This window comes from Nitratidesulfovibrio termitidis HI1 (assembly GCF_000504305.1).
In the GTDB taxonomy this organism is placed as follows: domain Bacteria; phylum Desulfobacterota; class Desulfovibrionia; order Desulfovibrionales; family Desulfovibrionaceae; genus Cupidesulfovibrio; species Cupidesulfovibrio termitidis.
In genome coordinates this window covers 3,762,618-3,778,745 of sequence record NZ_KI632512.1, presented here as the reverse complement: position 1 = coordinate 3,778,745, position 16,128 = coordinate 3,762,618, and the positions used below count along the sequence as shown (strand labels likewise).

General features: G+C 66.9%; 15 protein-coding genes, 1 tRNA gene and 1 other RNA gene. 8 read left to right on the top strand and 9 right to left on the bottom strand.

Going from position 1 to position 16,128, the window contains the following annotated elements; genetic code table 11:
* Positions 1 to 201: 201 nt before the first annotated feature.
* The 6 genes from ffs to DESTE_RS15020 form a co-directional block, all read right to left on the bottom strand.
* Positions 202 to 297, bottom strand: an RNA gene (gene ffs, locus DESTE_RS17770) — signal recognition particle sRNA small type.
* Positions 298 to 318: 21 nt separating this feature from the next.
* Positions 319 to 410 (bottom strand) — tRNA-Ser (locus DESTE_RS15040).
* A 709-nt stretch (positions 411 to 1,119) separates the two neighbouring features.
* Positions 1,120 to 1,884: an enoyl-ACP reductase FabI gene (locus DESTE_RS15035; protein ID WP_035068428.1), complete on the bottom strand. Its 765-nt coding sequence runs from the start codon at positions 1,882 to 1,884 to the stop codon at positions 1,120 to 1,122.
* A 140-nt stretch (positions 1,885 to 2,024) separates the two neighbouring features.
* Positions 2,025 to 2,921: a phosphoribosylaminoimidazolesuccinocarboxamide synthase gene (locus DESTE_RS15030; protein ID WP_035068426.1), complete on the bottom strand. Its 897-nt coding sequence runs from the start codon at positions 2,919 to 2,921 to the stop codon at positions 2,025 to 2,027.
* Positions 2,922 to 3,202: 281 nt separating this feature from the next.
* Entirely contained in the window at positions 3,203 to 4,507 is a 1,305-nt protein-coding gene (gene hisD, locus DESTE_RS15025; RefSeq protein WP_035068424.1) for a histidinol dehydrogenase, read from the bottom strand.
* Positions 4,508 to 4,915: 408 nt separating this feature from the next.
* Complete coding sequence (locus tag DESTE_RS15020) at positions 4,916 to 6,004, bottom strand: TOBE domain-containing protein (RefSeq protein WP_035068421.1); 1,089 nt, start codon at positions 6,002 to 6,004, stop codon at positions 4,916 to 4,918.
* 536 nt (positions 6,005 to 6,540) lie between these two features.
* On the opposite strand from DESTE_RS15020, the gene DESTE_RS15015 reads away from it, so the two are divergent.
* The 5 genes from DESTE_RS15015 (at position 6,541) to DESTE_RS14995 (ending at position 11,757) form a co-directional block, all read left to right on the top strand.
* The gene (locus DESTE_RS15015) at positions 6,541 to 7,494 is read left to right on the top strand and encodes a sulfite exporter TauE/SafE family protein (protein WP_035068419.1); all 954 of its coding nucleotides are present in this window, start codon (positions 6,541 to 6,543) and stop codon (positions 7,492 to 7,494) included.
* 169 nt (positions 7,495 to 7,663) lie between these two features.
* Positions 7,664 to 8,284, top strand: a complete 621-nt coding sequence (locus DESTE_RS15010) for an NYN domain-containing protein (protein WP_035068416.1) — start codon at positions 7,664 to 7,666, stop codon at positions 8,282 to 8,284.
* A 185-nt stretch (positions 8,285 to 8,469) separates the two neighbouring features.
* Positions 8,470 to 9,363: a pyridoxamine kinase gene (locus DESTE_RS15005; RefSeq protein ID WP_035068414.1), complete on the top strand. Its 894-nt coding sequence runs from the start codon at positions 8,470 to 8,472 to the stop codon at positions 9,361 to 9,363.
* Complete coding sequence (gene murI, locus DESTE_RS15000) at positions 9,354 to 10,325, top strand: glutamate racemase (protein ID WP_084559494.1); 972 nt, start codon at positions 9,354 to 9,356, stop codon at positions 10,323 to 10,325. Before DESTE_RS15005 ends, murI begins: the two co-directional genes overlap by 10 nt.
* 328 nt (positions 10,326 to 10,653) lie before the next feature.
* A complete protein-coding gene (locus DESTE_RS14995) occupies positions 10,654 to 11,757 on the top strand; it encodes a pyridoxal-phosphate-dependent aminotransferase family protein (protein WP_035068412.1) in 1,104 nt (367 codons plus the stop codon).
* A 138-nt stretch (positions 11,758 to 11,895) separates the two neighbouring features.
* Here DESTE_RS14995 and DESTE_RS14990 read toward each other — a convergent pair whose 3' ends face one another.
* Positions 11,896 to 12,054, bottom strand: coding sequence for a rubredoxin (locus DESTE_RS14990; RefSeq protein ID WP_035068411.1), 159 nt, complete (start codon positions 12,052 to 12,054; stop codon positions 11,896 to 11,898).
* A gap of 121 nt (positions 12,055 to 12,175) precedes the next feature.
* Complete coding sequence (locus DESTE_RS14985; RefSeq protein WP_035068408.1) at positions 12,176 to 12,730, bottom strand: BON domain-containing protein; 555 nt, start codon at positions 12,728 to 12,730, stop codon at positions 12,176 to 12,178.
* A gap of 373 nt (positions 12,731 to 13,103) precedes the next feature.
* Between DESTE_RS14985 and DESTE_RS14980 the strand changes: the two genes are divergently transcribed.
* Positions 13,104 to 14,462: a glycerate kinase type-2 family protein gene (locus DESTE_RS14980; protein WP_035068406.1), complete on the top strand. Its 1,359-nt coding sequence runs from the start codon at positions 13,104 to 13,106 to the stop codon at positions 14,460 to 14,462.
* A 32-nt stretch (positions 14,463 to 14,494) separates the two neighbouring features.
* Positions 14,495 to 14,899 carry a helix-hairpin-helix domain-containing protein gene (locus tag DESTE_RS14975; protein WP_084559493.1) on the top strand — a complete coding sequence of 135 codons (405 nt, stop codon included), beginning with the start codon at positions 14,495 to 14,497 and terminating at the stop codon, positions 14,897 to 14,899.
* A gap of 160 nt (positions 14,900 to 15,059) precedes the next feature.
* Here the strand turns inward: DESTE_RS14975 and DESTE_RS14970 are convergent, their stop codons facing one another.
* Positions 15,060 to 15,335, bottom strand: coding sequence for an HU family DNA-binding protein (locus DESTE_RS14970; RefSeq protein ID WP_007526990.1), 276 nt, complete (start codon positions 15,333 to 15,335; stop codon positions 15,060 to 15,062).
* Between the two features lie 315 nt (positions 15,336 to 15,650).
* On the opposite strand from DESTE_RS14970, the gene DESTE_RS14965 reads away from it, so the two are divergent.
* Positions 15,651 to 16,121, top strand: a complete 471-nt coding sequence (locus tag DESTE_RS14965; RefSeq protein WP_035068403.1) for an AraC family transcriptional regulator — start codon at positions 15,651 to 15,653, stop codon at positions 16,119 to 16,121.
* The last annotated feature ends 7 nt before the right edge of the window (positions 16,122 to 16,128 follow it).

Here is a 16,128-nt window from a genome sequence, read left to right as displayed (position 1 = left end):
CGAGATCACAAAAACGAGACGGCCAGCGCTCCCGATTGCGCTGGCCGTCTTGTTTGGAGGAGGCGGTGGTATGCCGAGACTTCCCCATGAATGGGGCTGACCCGCCCGGATGCGCCCGCAGTGCGGGCGCATCCAGAGCCGCCGATGTGCACGTGCGGTATGAACACGGCACACAACAGATGAAGGCACAAGTTACCTTGTGCCTTCAGGGAGCCGGACACCCGGCCACAACCGTTACCGCTGCTTCCTTTCGGACCTGACGGGGTTGGCGGCGTTGCCGCCGTCCGGCTCCCGATCTGTAATCAAGCGGAAAATTACTGGCGGAGAGGGGGAGATTCGAACTCCCGGTACGCTGTTAACGTACACACGATTTCCAATCGTGCTCCTTAGACCAGCTCGGACACCTCTCCGTGCGAGAGGCAGTGTCTAGCAGACGCCGGGGCAGCATGGCAAGCGAAAAGTGCGGGTTGTTCGCCAAACCTTTGTGCGACGCCCCACATGGGCTATCTGGCCGCAGCGCAAACGGGGTTGCGCCGTCATCCTCCGCCCCACAAGTCAGGGACACGCGCTTGCCCTTAGCCGCCCCGCACGCCACCTACTTCCGCTCTTCTCCATGCCGCACACCGCACGCCGCACCCTCTTCCGTTCCGGCACGCTCCCGGCGTACCCGTGGCGGGCCTCAGCACCCGCCGCCAGTGGGCAGAAAGCGCCCGGCCACCACAACCCATACCACCAGAATGGCCACCAATATCAAAATGTCCCACATGGGGGATTGCTCCTTGCGTACGACTGCCGGAGCGGGCGCAACACGCCCGCCAGCTCCGGCGCATCCGCATCCCTACGCCCGCCCCATCCGGACGGCAACAGCGTGAGAATGCCGTAACCCCGGCGCATGACGCGTTTCCCCGCAACGGAGCGCACATGATACCCGGCAAGCAACCGTCACCTTCCCCACCCGCGCCCGCGCAACGGCACGCCATCCCCAAACGGAGCGATTTTGTGCCGAGGGCAAGGAAAACGGCGTTTTTGCAAGGGGAGTGTACTCTTTCGTACTCGACCCGCGCAAAAACGCCGTTTGACGACGCCATCGGGCAAAAGCGCCCGTTTGGGGATGGCGTGCTAGATGCCCATGACGTTATAGCCCGAATCCACAAACACCACCTCGCCCGTCATGGCGGACGACAGGTCGGAGGCCAGGAACACCGCCGCGCGGCCCACGTCCTCGATGGTCACGTTGCGGCGCAGGGGCGCATGTTCCTCGATGTGGTTCAGGATGTTCTTGAAACCGGAGATGCCCGACGCGGCCAGGGTCTTGATGGGACCGGCGCTCAGGCCGTTGATGCGCACGCCCTTCTCGCCCAGGTCCACGGCAAGGTAGCGGACGGAGGCTTCCAGCGCGGCCTTGGCCACGCCCATGACGTTGTAGTTGGTGATGACCTTCTGCGAGCCGTAGTAGGTCATGGTCAGCACCGAGGAGCCGGGGTTCAGCAGCGGCTCGAAGGCCTTGCACAGCGTCACCAGCGAATAGGCGGAAACGTCCAGCGCCAGCTTGAAGCCGTCGCGGGTGGTGTCGATGAAGCGACCGTGCAGATCGTCGCGGTGGGCAAAGGCCACGGAATGGACGATGACGTCCACGGCGCCCCATTTTTCGCGCACGAAGTCGGCGGCGGCGGCCACCTGGGCGTCGTCGGTGACGTCACAGGCAAAGGTGTAGTCGCCGCCCAGTTCTTCGCAGATGGGTTCCACGCGCTTCTGGATGGCCTCGCCCACGTAGCTGAAGGCCAGCTGGGCGCCCTGGTCCTTGAATTCCTTGGAAATGCCGTAGGCAATGCTCTTGTTGTTGGCCACGCCGAAGATCAGAGCCTTCTTTCCTGCGAGCAGCATGCGGTTCTCCCTGTGGTTCTGGGTAGATGGCAAAAAACGGGCATGCGGCGCGCGGCGCGGCATACCGGCGTGCGGCGGCGCGGCGTTCTTCCCCAAAGGGCCCTCAAGAACACCGCGAGCCGTAATGAAACGTGCGGAAACTAGACGGACAATTTTTGCCCGGTGAGAATCTCATACGCCTCGCGGTACTTCTTCCCCGTCTCGGCAACCACGTGTTCCGGCAGGGCCGGGGGCGGCGGGGTCTTGTCCCACGGCTGCGAGGCCAGCCAGTCGCGCAGGTACTGCTTGTCGAAGCTGGGCTGCCCCTTGCCGGGCGCGTACCCGGCGGCGGGCCAGAAGCGCGACGAATCGGGGGTCAGCACCTCGTCGATCAGGATCAGTTCGCCATCCACCAACCCGAACTCGAACTTGGTGTCGGCGATGATGATGCCGCGCCCTTCGGCGTATTCGCGCGCCTGCGAGAAGATGGCGATGGAAAGTTCCTGCACCTTGGCGGCAAGGTCGCCGCCCAGCAGCATTGCGGCCTGTTCGAGGCTGATGTTCTCGTCGTGCTCGCCAAGTTCGGCCTTGGTCGAAGGCGTGAACAGCGGGGTTTCCAGCTTGGCCGATTCCAGCAGCCCGGCGGGCAGCTTGTGGCCGCACACCGCGCCGGTGGCCTTGTAGTCCTTCCAGCCGGAACCGGTGATGTGCCCGCGCACGATGCATTCCACCGGCAGGGGCCTGGCCTTCTTCACGATCACGGCGCGGCCTTCCAGCATGTCGCGGTAGGGGGCGAGCGGCGCGGGAAAGCGGTTCACGTCATGCTCGATCAGGTGGTTCTTCACCAGCCCGGCGAAGCGGTTCATCCAAAACAGGGTGATGCTGTTCAGGATCACGCCCTTGTAGGGGATGGGTTCACCCATGATCACGTCAAAGGCCGACATGCGGTCGGTGGTGACGATGAGCAGGGTCTGCGCGTCGATCTCGTAGATGTCGCGGACCTTGCCCCGCGAAAGCAGCGGGTATTCCTTGATGTCGGTTTGCGTGACGACCTGCATGTATCTTCCCTTGTCTTCGGTTTTCTTCGGTTACGGGGCCGATGCCGCGCGATGCCTTGCGGCATCACGGGGGCTGATGCCCACAAGCCCGGGCACCCTGCCGCGTGTGCACGGGGGGGGACCGTCGGGCCTTCGGATACGATAACGCGGGACGGGCACGCCATACAAGACGGGCGGCCCGTCCAGATGCGCACCCAACCGGATGCGCGCCGAAAAATGCCCACGGTGCAGGATGGCCGTGGCGCCCGCCACGCCTGGCGGCGCAACGCCCCGGCCCGTTGCTACCTGTTGCGCGATTCCGCCGAGCGGGCGTGCGCCTCCAGCCCTTCCAGCCTGGCCAGCCGCGCAATGGAGGCGGCATGCCCGCGCGTGAACGCGGCGGTGGCCGAAATGACGCTGGTGCGCTTGCAGAAGGTCTGCACGGAAAGGGCCGACGAAAAGCGCGCGGTGCCCATGGTGGGCAGCACGTGGTTGGGACCGGCGTAGTAGTCGCCCACCGGTTCCGGCGACCAGCCGCCCAGAAACACGGCCCCGGCGTGCCGGATGGCGCCCAGCAGCGCCCACGGATCCTTGGTCAGCACTTCCAGGTGTTCCGGCGCAATCATGTTGCTGATGGCGACGCCGGTGGCCATGTCGGGCACCACCACAATGGCGCCCCAGTCGGCCAGCGCCTTGCGGGCAATGTCCGCGCGGGGCAGCGTGTCGCACTGCGCGGCCAGTTCCAGCTTCAGGGCGTCCACCAGCGCGGGCGAATCGGTAATGCAGATGGACGAGGCCAGCGGGTCGTGCTCGGCCTGCGACAGCATGTCGGCGGCCACCCAGTCGGCGCGGGCGGTGTGGTCGGCAAGAATGAGTATCTCGCTGGGCCCGGCGATCATGTCTATGCCCACCCGGCCGATCAGCAGGCGCTTGGCCGTGGTCACCCAGATGTTGCCCGGCCCGGCGATGACGTCCACGGGACGCACCGTCTCGGTGCCGAAGGCAAGAGCGGCGATGGCCCAGGCGCTGCCCGCGCGGTGCACCTCGGTAATGCCCAGGTGATGCGCGGCGGCGAGAATGAACGGGTTCAGCGTGCCGTCCTTGCGGGGCGGCGAAATGACGGCGATTTCCGGCACCCCGGCCACCTGGGCGGGGATGGCGTTCATCAGCAGGCTGGAAATGAGCGGGGTGTTGCCGCCCTGCCCGCCGGGCACGTACAGCCCGGCGCGGTCCACGGGGGTGACCATCTGGCCCAGCACGGAACCGTCGGGCCGGGTGGTGAACCACGACCGTTCCTTCTGCGCCTCGTGAAAGGCGCGGATGTTGGCGGCGGCTTCGGCGATGATGGCCCTGTCGTCGGGGCCGACCTCTGCGAGGGCGGCGGCGATTTCGTCTTCATCCACGCGGATGCGCGCGGCGTCGAAGCCGGGACAGTCGAAACGGCTGGTGTAGTCGGCCAGGGCGGCATCGCCCCCGGCGCGGACGGTATCCAGAATCTCGCGGACGGCGGGTTCCACGGTATCGCCGGGGTTGTCGCGTCCCGCGAGCAGGGCCTGCAGTTCCTTCCAGTCGTCCACCGACCGGAGGAAAAGCGTACGGCATGGCATGGCGGCCTCCTTGAGAGTGCGACCTGTATGCGGCGGTGTGCAGCGGGGTGCCGCGCGGCGGGCAGGCCAGCAAGGGCTGCCTGCGCGCACAGGCGGCAGTGGGTGTGTTCGCGCCACATACCGGAGCGGCGGGCAAAAGTCGAGAGTGCCGCACTGGCGCACGGTTCGGCCCCCTGATGATGGGGCCCCTTGATGATGGGGCCCCTTGACGATGGGAGCTCCTTGACGATGAGGCGGCGAACAGGAGCGGAGCGGCGGGCTGTACGCCACCGCGTCGCACGGAGGGGTGCTTCGGGGCATGCCGCGTGAACGCCGGGGCCACATGCAGCCAGGGCGACGCGTTGAAGAGGCACGCAGCAGACAGCAACCGGGCGCACCTGCCAGCGGGCAGGGCAGGCGCGCCGCCCGTCAGCTTACGTTCAGGATGACCGAAAAGACGTTGATCAGCACCCACACCGGGGTGCCCACGGCCAGGTCCAGCGCGCGCACCCGGTCCGCCGTAAGCACCGAGCAGATTTCCGTGCCGTCCGCAAGGCGCGCCACCGCTTCCGCCGTGGCCGCGCCCACCACCACCTTGGCGATGGTGGCCGGGTACACGTTGCCCGCCGTGGACGACGGGGCTTCGCTGCCCACGGTCAGCACCACCCAGGGGGCCTTCACCTCTGCCGCCGCGAACACGCCGGGGCGCAGCCCCAGATTGTCCAGACTGTCGTTGGTGATGACCGAGGCCACCCGGATGCCCGACGGCGTCTGCACCGAAACCACCGACTGCACGTCGCCGCGCACCACCGCCGCGATGCGCCCGTAAAAGGCGTTGCGCGCGCTGGTGCGGCGGCGCTGCTCGCGGTCCAGCGCGTGGCCCACCATGCGCTGCATGTCCTCTGTCGAAACATCGATGTACGCCGCCGTCAGGCTGGCCGTGGAATGGCCCAGCAGGCGCTGCACCACGGGCAGCGGCAGGCCCGACCGCAGCAGTTCGATGGCCCGCGAGCGGCGCAGGGCGCTGGGGTTGGCAAGGTCGGGGGCAAGGTCGCAGTCGTGGGCGCGCTCGTAGAACTTGCGGCGCACATGGGCCTGGTCCACGGCAAAGGGGTGTTCGCCCTCGCCCGCCACGGCTTCGTCCAGCAGGTCGGCAAGTTGGGTGACGAGGTCGGGCGGCAGTTGCACCTCGCGCTGCGGCTCGCCGAGGTACGCCACGCCACGCGCCGTGTCGATGTCGCGGCCCGGGGCCAGAGCCAGCACCTCGCCCAGGCGCGCCCCGGTGTGGCGAATGAGCAGGAACACCAGCAGCATGCGCAGGCGCGAGCGGCGCACGTCGCCCCGTGCCGGGCGGGCGGCCCACAGGCGGAAGGCTTCTTCCAGCCGGGCCAGCTCCACCGTGTCCAGATACTTCACGTCGTCGGGAATGGAGAGCATGCCCGCCGGGTTGTGGCGGCGTTCCGCCACGTTTTCGGCCAGCGCTTCCCAGATTCGTTCGAGGCTGTCGTCCTGTCGCATGGGTGTCCCGTTGGTTGCGTACGCGTGGTGCCGGGCAAGGCGAGTGTCCGGTGCCGGGTGTCTTCGGCGTGACTGTCTTTGGCGCGGGTGTGGCCGGACCGGATGCGGCCTGCGGACACCCGGGATACGGTCAGGATACGGCCCAGAACGCCCCGGATACGGTCAGGATGCGGTTCGGATGCGGTCCGGATGCCGTCAGGATACGGCCCAATTGTAATCCGGGTGCGGCCCGTTCGTTGCCAGAATTTCTACCATATAGGCGCAGATGCGCGAAAATCAAAGCCGTGATTCATTTCGCGCACAGACATGAAAATAAAATAATCCGTGACAACGAACAGGCCGTGTCGTATCTTTCAATTGACACGAAGATTATAAAAAGCGTGTCAACAGAATAGCACCCGAAAAGCACTGCCGCACCGACCATCGGCACAGCCTCTGCCCACAGTCCCCATCGGCCCCGTCGGGACTCCACCGGTCCGGTCGCCCTGTCGCTTCCATCGCCCCCCACCCTGGTCATCCCGACACAGGAGGCCACCATGTACTTCCCCGTCGCAGGCATACACGCGGAACCGTGGCTACCGCCGCTGGTGGCCTTCGTGGTGTCGTTCTTCATGTCCATGGGGGGCGTGTCCGGCGCGTTCCTGTTGCTGCCCTTCCAGATGTCCTTTCTGGGCTACGTGAACCCGTCCGTCAGCGCCACCAACCAGTTCTACAACGTGGTGGCCATTCCCAGCGGGGTGTATCGCTACATCCGCGAAGGGCGCATGGTCTGGCCGCTGACGTGGGTGGTGATCATCGGCACGTTGCCGGGGGTGCTGATAGGGGCCTTCGTGCGGGTGACGTACCTGCCCAACGCGCGCGACTTCAAGCTGTTTGCCGCGTGCGTGCTGGCCTACATCGCCCTGCGCATGGTGCGCGACCTGACAAAGAAGAAGGCGGGCAACGGCAAGGCCACGGCGGAGGAAAAGTTCCGCGCGCTGGTGCGCACCCACCGCGAAAAGGCGGCGGCGGAAGGCAAGAACCCCGACGACCTGCCAGCCGTGTGCATGAACGAGTGCTGCCTGTCGCGCATCTCGTACAGCTTCTACGGCGAAACCTACAGCTTTCGCACCGTGGGCATCTTCAGCCTGAGCTTCATCGTGGGGATCGTGGGCGGGGTGTACGGTATTGGCGGCGGGGCCATCATTGCGCCGTTCTTCGTCTCGTTCTTCGGGCTGCCGGTGTACACCGTGGCGGGCGCGGCCCTGATGGGCACCTTCGTCACCTCGGTGGCGGGCGTGTCCTTCTACATGGCCATCGCGCCGCTGTACCCGCACATGTCCGTGGCCCCGGACTGGACACTGGGCCTCTTGCTGGGCATTGGCGGCATGGCGGGCATGTACCTGGGCGCGCGCTGCCAGAAGCACGTGCCCGCAAACCTGATCAAGTGGATGCTGTGCGTCATCCTGCTGTTCACGGCGGGGAAGTACGTGGTGGAGTTTTTCAGGTAGCCCACCGGGCAACCTTGCCGTTGACTTCACCTTCAAGAATCCCTATTGATTTTTCAGGAGGCCGACGCTACGGTTCTCCATGCCTTGACTTCTTCCCCGCCGGACTTTGCGCCACCTTCGGGTTGCCAATCTTCGGCGGGGTTATTTTTTTAGAAAGGGGGGGGAGAGCATGCCACCGCATCCCGAACCGGCCAGCAAACGCACGGTTGCCTTTTTTGACGGTCAGAATGTTTTCTATTCCGTCAAGGCCTCCTTCGGGTATACGTACTCCAATTTTTCCCCACAGGCGCTTGCCCTTGCTCTTTGTGCACGGGAAGGGTGGAATCTTGCCGAGACAAGATTCTACACGGGCGTTCCCGATGCCGCCGAAAGCCCCATGTGGAACACCTTCTGGAATAACAAACTTGCTGCTTTGGGAAGATTGCCCAACATGCATGTCTTCTCACGCCCTCTTCGATACAGCACTCAAGAGTACACCTGCCCGAATGGCGACACGTTGGCGCTTCGTGTTGGCAGGGAAAAAGGTGTTGACGTGCGTATTGCCATCGACATCATCACACTGGCTCGCCAAAACGCCTACGACGTGGCCCTGGTGTTCAGCCAGGACCAAGATCTTTCCGAAGCCGCAGCCACCATACGCTCCATCGCCCGCGAGAAAGGACGCTGGATCAAGATCGCTTCCGCATTTCCCGCCAATCCCCTTCGCCCACGCGGCATCAATCAAACCGATTGGAAACCGTTCGATAAGACCCTGTACGACACGTGCATCGACCCCGCTGACTACCGCTGAGACAGGATCACCCCCATCCGCAACCAGTATCGCCCCCTCCCCCCTTGCCTTTTGCCCCGCTCCGTGGTGATGGTGTGCCCGCCGGGCGCACCATGCACATCCGGGCATCCATCGCCCTGCCAATCCCCCCTGACGCCGCCCGGCATGCCCCGGCCAGTCCGGAACTCCGCGCAAGGAGCCCTGCAATGCGCAATGCCGTGCCGCGCGTGGCGGCCATTCACGACCTTTCCGGCTTCGGCCGCACCTCGCTCACTGTGGCCATACCCGTGCTGTCTGCCATGGGCGCACAGGTGTGCCCCATGCCTACCGCCGTGCTGTCCACCCATACGGCGGGCTTCACCGGCTACAGCTTTCTGGACCTTACCGACCAGATGCGCCTGTTCCTGGACCACTGGCAGGCCCTGAACCTGAAGTTCGACGCAGTGTACAGCGGCTTTCTGGGTTCCCCGGCGCAGGTGGACATCGTGGCCCGGTGCATCGACATGTGCCGGGTAGAGGGCGGCCTTGCCGTGGTGGACCCTGTTCTGGGCGACAACGGCCAGCTGGAACCCACCATGGACATGGAGATGGTGCAGCGCATGCGCTGGCTGGTGCGCAAGGCGGACATCATCACCCCCAATTTTACGGAAGCTGCCCTGCTGCTGGACGAACCCTACCGCGAATCCATCTCCACGGCGGACCTCATGGTCTGGCTGCGCCGCCTGACGGCCATGGGGCCTCGCGTGGCGGTGATCACCAGCGTGCCGGTGGCCGGGCATGCGGGCGTCAGTTCGGTTGCAGCCTACCACAGCACCCACGACAGGTTCTGGAAGGTGGACTGCCAGTACATACCCGCCCACTACCCCGGCACGGGCGACACCTTTGCCAGCGTGCTTACCGGCAGCCTGTTGCAGGGCGACAGCCTGCCCATTGCCATGGACCGCGCCGTGCACTTCGTCACGCTGGGCATCCGCGCCACCTTCGGGCACAATTCGCCCAGCCGCGAGGGCATCCTGCTGGAACGTGTGCTGGACACCCTGCGCGCCCCGGTAACCGTGAGCAGCTACGAACTTCTGGAGGACGAGGACCGATGCAAGTAGACGGCCCCGCGTGCGGCACCGCCGCCACGGGCTACGACTATGACAACGCGGGGGGATCAGCCCCCGGCACTTCCTGCTCCAACACATCCAGCGCCGCCCTATCCGCCCCCGACGCCGCGCACCTGCCCATCGGCATGTTCGATTCGGGCGTGGGCGGCCTTACGGTGCTGAAGGCCCTGCGCACCCGCATGCCCTGCGAGGACATATTGTATCTGGGCGACACCGCCCGCCTGCCCTACGGCACCAAGAGCGCGGAAACCATCACCCGCTACGCCGTGCAGGCCGCGTCCAGACTGGTGCAGCGGCGCATCAAGCTGCTGGTGGTGGCCTGCAACACGGCCACGTCCGTTGCGCTGGACGCCCTGCGCGCCGCCAACCCCGGCCTGCCGGTGGTGGGCGTGGTGCAGCCGGGCGCGCAGGCGGCCTGCCGGGCCACGCGCCGGGGCAACATTGCCGTCATCGCCACGGAGTCCACCATCCGTGGCCGCGCCTATCACAAGGCCATCCACAGCCTGCGGCCCGACGCGCAGATCATCGGGCAGCCCTGCCCGCTGTTCGTGCCGCTGGCCGAAGAAGGCTGGGTGGACGGCAAGATCGTGGAAGACATCGCCGCCCGCTACCTGGACCCCATCTTTCGCCCCGCGTCCGGCAGCGACACGCCGGAAACGCCCGACTGCCTGGTGCTGGGCTGCACCCACTTTCCGCTGCTGGCGCGGGCCATCCGCAACGTCATCGGGCCGGAACCGGTCATCGTCGATTCCGCCGCCACCACCGCCCTTGCCGTGCAGGCGGAATTGCAGGCCGCCGGGCTGGTGCGCCCCCTGCGCACGGGGCCGGGCGGCAACGAATGCGGCGAGGCGCGCTTTCTGACCACCGACGACGTGCCCCGCTTCGCCCGCACCGGCGGGCTGTTCCTCGGCACGGCCATTGCGCCGGACGAGGTGGAACTCATCGACCTGTAGTCTGTGCGACATGCTGTTGCCGCTTGGGTGTGGCACGAAGAAGGGGACAGCTTTTGTAAGCCTCCGGCGGGCAAGGACGGCAGCCGTTATGCGAGTCTTCGAGCATTATGGATGGCGATCGCATAGCGGCCATCGCCCCCTGCGCCCCCAAAATGGGACGATACGTTTTCGAGAACAGACGGAATCCCCTGCGTTTTGCATGAAGACCACACTCAGGGGATGCAAGGGGCGATAGCCCCTTGCCCGCCGGAGGCGTATAAAAAATCTCTCACTTTTGTTTCCAACGCGCGCAAACCCCACAGCCCTGCAACCACCGGAGGTCACCCCCATGGCGCACAAGCCATACGCCCCCATCCCCATGGTGCCCGGCCCGGTCACCCTGCACCCCGCCGTGCTCGCGGCCATGACCCGCGACTACGGCTCCGGCCAGATCGAACCGGACTACCTGAAACTGTATGCGGAAACGGGCCGCAACCTTGCACAGCTCATGGGCACGCAGCATGACATGGTGCTGATGACCGGCGAGGGCATGCTGGCCCTGTGGGCCGCGCTGAAAAGCTGCCTCGTGCCCGGCGACAAGGTGCTGTCCGTGGGCACCGGCGTGTTCGGCGACGGCATAGGCGACATGGCCGCGTCCATCGGTTGCGAAGTGCTGAAGGTCTCGCTGCCGTACGACGAAACCATCGACGACCTGACCGGCATCGAAGACGCCATCCGCAGCTTCAGGCCCAGGATGCTCACCGCCGTGCACTGCGAAACGCCGTCCGGCACGCTGAACCCGCTGGCCGACCTTGGCGCGCTGAAGCAGGCTTGCGGCGTGCCGCTGTTCTACGTGGACGCGGTGGCCAGCGTGGGCGGCGCGCCCGTGCAGGCCGACGCCTGGCACGCGGACCTGGTGCTGGGCGGCTCGCAGAAGTGCCTTTCCGCCCCGCCGTCCATGAGCTTTCTGTCCGTCAGCCCGACGGCGTGGGAGGTCATCGAATCCGTGGGCTACCAGGGCTACGACGCCATCGCTCCCTTCCGCACCGTGCAGCAGGATGGCCGCTGTCCGTACACTCCGTACTGGCACGGCACCGCCGCGCTCAACGCAGGCGCGCTGGCCATCCTGAACGAAAAGGGCGGCATGCAGGCGTGCTTTGACCGGCATCGGGAAGTTGCCGAACGCTGCCGCGCGGGCCTCGCCAAGCTGGGCGTGGAACTGTGGACGGCACAGGGCGCGGTGAACTCGCCCACGGTGACGGCGGCGTTGGTCCCGGAAGGCTTCGCGTGGCCGGAATGGCGACAGGGCCTGCGCGAGCGCGGGCTGATCGTGTCCGGCAGCTTCGGCCCCATGGCGGGCAAGGTGTTCCGCCTTGGGCACATGGGCACGCAGGCCACCGAAGCACTGGTGGACGCGGCGCTGGATGTGATTGAAAGCGTGATGCAGGACTAGCCCGCCACGCGAAACAGCCACGGGCAGCGACCGATGGCTTGCCGACCCGGCGTCCCGTTGCACAGCAAGAAACGCCCCCGGCGCATCATCATGCGCCGGGGGCGTTGTCATCCTGCGTTGCGGAAAGGGGCCGCTCGGCTACTGCACGGGCTCGAAGTATTCCTTCTCCGCGTCGCACCACGGGCACACCCAGTCCTCGGGCAGATCGGCAAAGGGCGTATCGGGGCCCACGCCGTGTTCGGGGTCGCCTTCGGCGGGGTCGTACACATAGCCGCAGGGGCACTTGTACTTCTGCATCGGTGTCTCCTTGCGCCATGTCGGCGCCGTTTGGGTCACCCGCACACGGCCCGCGCGCGGATGAAGAAATGCGGAAAAGGCCGCCCGGATGCGGAAAAACGATCCGGACGCGCCGGAATCGCTACGGAATCAGGTACGACGTCACCGAGCGCACGCCGCCCACGGAGCGCGCCACCATGACGGCGCGGTCCACGTCGGCCTGCGCGCGCACCATGCCCAGCAGCACCACGTGGCCGCCGTACACTTCATGGTCGATCTGGGTGGAACTGAGGGCCTTTTCGGCGATGAGGTTGGTGCGCACCTTGGTCGAAATGGCCAGGTCGTCGGCGGTGTGGCCGGTGCCGGGGTCGAACCAGTGGGTGGTCACCGAGCGCACGCCCTTGACCTTGCGGGCGATGGTCACCGCCGGGTCGCGGAACGACGAAGGCACCTCGCCCACCAGGAACACCCGGCCGGCGTAGCTGTACACCTTCACGGCATACCCGTCGGAGGCGTCGCGCTGCATGAGGTCGGTCTTGATGGAGGTGCGGATGGTGCTGTCATCCACCATGGTGCCCACGGTGCGTTCGTCCTGCGGCACGGAATAGACGGCGCAGCCGCCAAGGCCGGAAAGCGCAAGCACCGAGGCCGCCAGCAGCAGCACCGGCACGACGGCGGAAAGGATGCGGCGTTTCATGGCTGTCTCCTGCATGTTGTTTCTGCGGTTGGTTTCCAAAGCGTCCGGCTGCCCCAATGCCAGAAGGGCGTGGCGCGAGCGCGAGGATTCACGATGAAATATAGCACGCGACGGGTGCGCTGTCACCGGGGCCTGCATCGTTCGGACACCCTGCGGGGGGACTGCCGCCGGACGGAGCGTCCCTCTTGACCATGGCATTGCCCCCACCTACCATGCGGCACGCGGCCTCCCGCCCCGCCCGCGCCTCACGCGCGCGGGTCCGGAAACGCCACGGCCCGGGCTCCGCAAGCCGCAGCAACCCCGCCCCGCCCAACACGTTCCCGAAACGACCCCATTAACGACGCCCCCTAACGACGCCCAAGGAGATCGCCGCATGACCCCCGAACAGCGCGCCGTCCTCGACCATATCCTGTCCCGCGCCCTCGACGCCGTGGCCCCCGACCGCGCCGTGTACCGCCACGTGCGCCGCAGCGGCAACACCCTGCACATCGCGGGGCGCGACTACGACCTTGCCGCCCACGACCGGATCTACGTGGTAGGCGCGGGCAAGGGCGCGGCCCCCATGGCCGTCGCGCTGGAGGACATCCTGGGCGACCGGCTGCACGACGGCGTGGTGGTGGTGAAGTACGGGCACACCGCCCCGCTGCGGCGCATCGCCCTGCGCGAGGCCGCCCACCCCGTGCCCGACGCCGCCGGAGAACGCGCCGCCAACGAAATCCTGGACCTGGTGCGCACGGCGGGCCCGCGCGACCTGGTGCTGTGCGCCCTTACCGGCGGGGCCAGCGCGCTCACCCCGGCGCTGCAACCGGGCATCACCCTGGACGACATGCGCGCCGCCACCACCCTGCTGCTGGAATGCGGGGCCACCATTCACGAAATCAACGCCCTGCGCAAACACCTGTCCGCCTTCGGCGGCGGCAACCTGGCCCGCGCGGCGGCCCCGGCGCAGGTGGTTTCGCTGATCATCTCCGACGTGGTGGGCGACGACCTGGACGTCATCGCCTCCGGCCCCACCTCGCCCGACGTGTCCACCTATGCCGACTGCACATCCATCGCAGACAGGTTCGGCATCCTCGACAGGCTGCCCGCGCCGGTCATCGAACGGCTGACGGCGGGCCTGCGCGGCATGGCGGCGGAAACGCCCAAACCCGGCGACCCGGTGTTCGGCGCGGTGCAGAACTGCATCGTGGCCAGCAACCGGCTGGCCCTGGAAGCGGCGGCGGAAGCAGCCGCCGCGCACGGCTATCGCCCGCGCATCCTTACCGACACCATGACCGGCGAAGCCCGCGTGCGTGCCCGCGAACTGGTGGAAGAAGCCACCCGCGCCGCCGACAGCATGCCCCACACCGAAGGGCCGTTCTGCCTGCTGGCGGGCGGCGAGACCACCGTCACCATCACCGGCGGAGGGCTTGGCGGACGCAACCAGGAAATGGCCCTGGCCGCCGCCATCCGCATGGACGAACTGGCCGACTGCCAGCACATCGCCATGCTCTGCGCGGGCACCGACGGCACCGACGGCCCCACGGACGCCGCCGGGGGCTACGCCTCGGGCAGCACCCTGTGCGTGGCCCGCGACTGCGGCGTGGACGCCCACGGCCACCTTGCCGACAACGACGCCTACAACTTCCTGGATCGCACCGGGCACCTGCTGCGCACCGGCCCCACCCTGACCAACGTCATGGATCTGGCCGTGCTGCTGGTGGATGCGCCCAAGGGCAAGCCCGCCGCCTGAGGCTGTCCGGCCCGCGTAACGAAAGGAAAAACATGGTAAAGGACACCCGCGAAACCACCAGAACGAAGGCTACGGGCAAGGCCGTTGGCAGACCCGACGGCAAGTTCGGCACCCGGCCCGCACCACGCCCGGCGCATCCCCTGGCAGGGTTGCGTTCCGTGGGCCCGGCCACCCGGCGCGACCTGGATCTGCTGGGGGTGCGCACCCTGGACGATCTGGCGGCGGCAGACCCGCAGGAGTTGTACGACCGGCTGTGCGCCGTCACCGGACAACGCCACGACCCGTGCGTGCTCGACGTGTTCGCCTGCGCCGTGGCCCAGGCGCGCGACCCGCATCTGCCCGCCGCCCGGCGCGACTGGTTCGCCTGGACGCCGCACCGCAAGGCGGGCGCACTGCACGCGACCCTGCCCCCCCGCCCCGGCGACACCACGAAATAGGCCACGGAAAGCAGGCGGGCGGGGCCGAACCCCTGAACGCGCACCCCTTTTCCCAGCGCATGTCCGTGCATTCCTTCCCCACCCATCCCCGAAAACGCGAAACGCCCCGCATCTCCATGCCGGAGACGCGGGGCGCGGAAATCTGCGGCCCGTGGGCTGCCTACTTCACGGAATCCTTCAGCAGCTTGCCGGGGGTGAACTTCACCACCTTGCCGGAAGGAATGGTGATTTCTTCGCCGGTGCGGGGGTTGCGGCCCTTGCGCGCGGCGCGTTCGGTCACCTTGAAGCTGCCGAAGCCGGTGAAGGTCACGGATTCGCCAGCGGCCAGGGCGTCGGCGAGCACGGCGATGGTGGCGTCAAGGGCGCCTTCGGCCTGGACCTTGGAGGCAAGACCGGCCTTGGCGCGGATCTTTTCAACCAGTTCAGCTTTGGTCATCGGTATCTCCATATGGGGGTTTCGGTCCGCGCGCGCTCCGGCGGCGCGGTATTGCATGCACGTGGTGCAAGGGCGCAGCTTTTACAGAGGTTGGCCCCCTTGTCAACAGTTTGTGCCCACGAAGGCGCGTCGTTCCTTGATTTGTCACCAAAAAGCGCCCCATCAGGGTATGCCGTGCGCAGCCGCCCCACTGCCACTGCCGGGCCGGAACAAGCCGTAACAACGGCAAAACGCACCCCGCAACCCTTTGATTTCGGCCCCGCTTGCGCTATAGAGGCCGAACAGGGAGACGGGAAACAGGGAGACACAGGTCACATGGAAGTGCGCATCGAACGCCTGCCGGAACTTCGCGTGGCTGGCATCCGCGTGCTGGGGCCCTATGCCGAATCGGGGCCGCAGGCGTGGAAGCTGCTCACGCCGTGGATCGCACGGCGGCAGGTGACCGTCGCCTCCACCATGTTCCTGGGCCTGTGCCACGACGACCCGGAAATCACCCCGCCGGAGCGCATCCGTTACGACGCCATGGTCACCGTGCCCGAAGACTTCGAGCCGGACGACTACGTCATCGTGCGGGTCATCCGTTCGCGGGAATACGCCGTGGCCGTGCACAAGGGGCCCTATGCCACCCTGCCGTGGTCGTGGTCGGCGCTGTACTGGGAATGGCTGCCCGCCAGCGGGCGCACCCCCCTGGGCGCACCACGCATGGAGGCCTATCTCAACGACCCCGGCGCCACGCCGGAAGACGAACTGCTGACCCGCCTCTACCTGCCACTGGCTCCGCTGTAACCCCCGC

What these genes read in the sequence shown, in the direction of transcription:
- DESTE_RS15035 (WP_035068428.1), bottom strand. Translation starts at nt 1,884, where the DNA reads ATGCTGCTCGCAGGAAAGAAGGCTCTGATCTTCGGCGTGGCCAACAAC.
- DESTE_RS15030 (WP_035068426.1), bottom strand. Translation starts at nt 2,921, where the DNA reads ATGCAGGTCGTCACGCAAACCGACATCAAGGAATACCCGCTGCTTTCG.
- hisD (WP_035068424.1), bottom strand. Translation starts at nt 4,507, where the DNA reads ATGCCATGCCGTACGCTTTTCCTCCGGTCGGTGGACGACTGGAAGGAA.
- DESTE_RS15020 (WP_035068421.1), bottom strand. Translation starts at nt 6,004, where the DNA reads ATGCGACAGGACGACAGCCTCGAACGAATCTGGGAAGCGCTGGCCGAA.
- DESTE_RS15015 (WP_035068419.1), top strand. Translation starts at nt 6,541, where the DNA reads ATGTACTTCCCCGTCGCAGGCATACACGCGGAACCGTGGCTACCGCCG.
- DESTE_RS15010 (WP_035068416.1), top strand. Translation starts at nt 7,664, where the DNA reads ATGCCACCGCATCCCGAACCGGCCAGCAAACGCACGGTTGCCTTTTTT.
- DESTE_RS15005 (WP_035068414.1), top strand. Translation starts at nt 8,470, where the DNA reads ATGCGCAATGCCGTGCCGCGCGTGGCGGCCATTCACGACCTTTCCGGC.
- murI (WP_084559494.1), top strand. Translation starts at nt 9,354, where the DNA reads ATGCAAGTAGACGGCCCCGCGTGCGGCACCGCCGCCACGGGCTACGAC.
- DESTE_RS14995 (WP_035068412.1), top strand. Translation starts at nt 10,654, where the DNA reads ATGGCGCACAAGCCATACGCCCCCATCCCCATGGTGCCCGGCCCGGTC.
- DESTE_RS14990 (WP_035068411.1), bottom strand. Translation starts at nt 12,054, where the DNA reads ATGCAGAAGTACAAGTGCCCCTGCGGCTATGTGTACGACCCCGCCGAA.
- DESTE_RS14985 (WP_035068408.1), bottom strand. Translation starts at nt 12,730, where the DNA reads ATGAAACGCCGCATCCTTTCCGCCGTCGTGCCGGTGCTGCTGCTGGCG.
- DESTE_RS14980 (WP_035068406.1), top strand. Translation starts at nt 13,104, where the DNA reads ATGACCCCCGAACAGCGCGCCGTCCTCGACCATATCCTGTCCCGCGCC.
- DESTE_RS14975 (WP_084559493.1), top strand. Translation starts at nt 14,495, where the DNA reads ATGGTAAAGGACACCCGCGAAACCACCAGAACGAAGGCTACGGGCAAG.
- DESTE_RS14970 (WP_007526990.1), bottom strand. Translation starts at nt 15,335, where the DNA reads ATGACCAAAGCTGAACTGGTTGAAAAGATCCGCGCCAAGGCCGGTCTT.
- DESTE_RS14965 (WP_035068403.1), top strand. Translation starts at nt 15,651, where the DNA reads ATGGAAGTGCGCATCGAACGCCTGCCGGAACTTCGCGTGGCTGGCATC.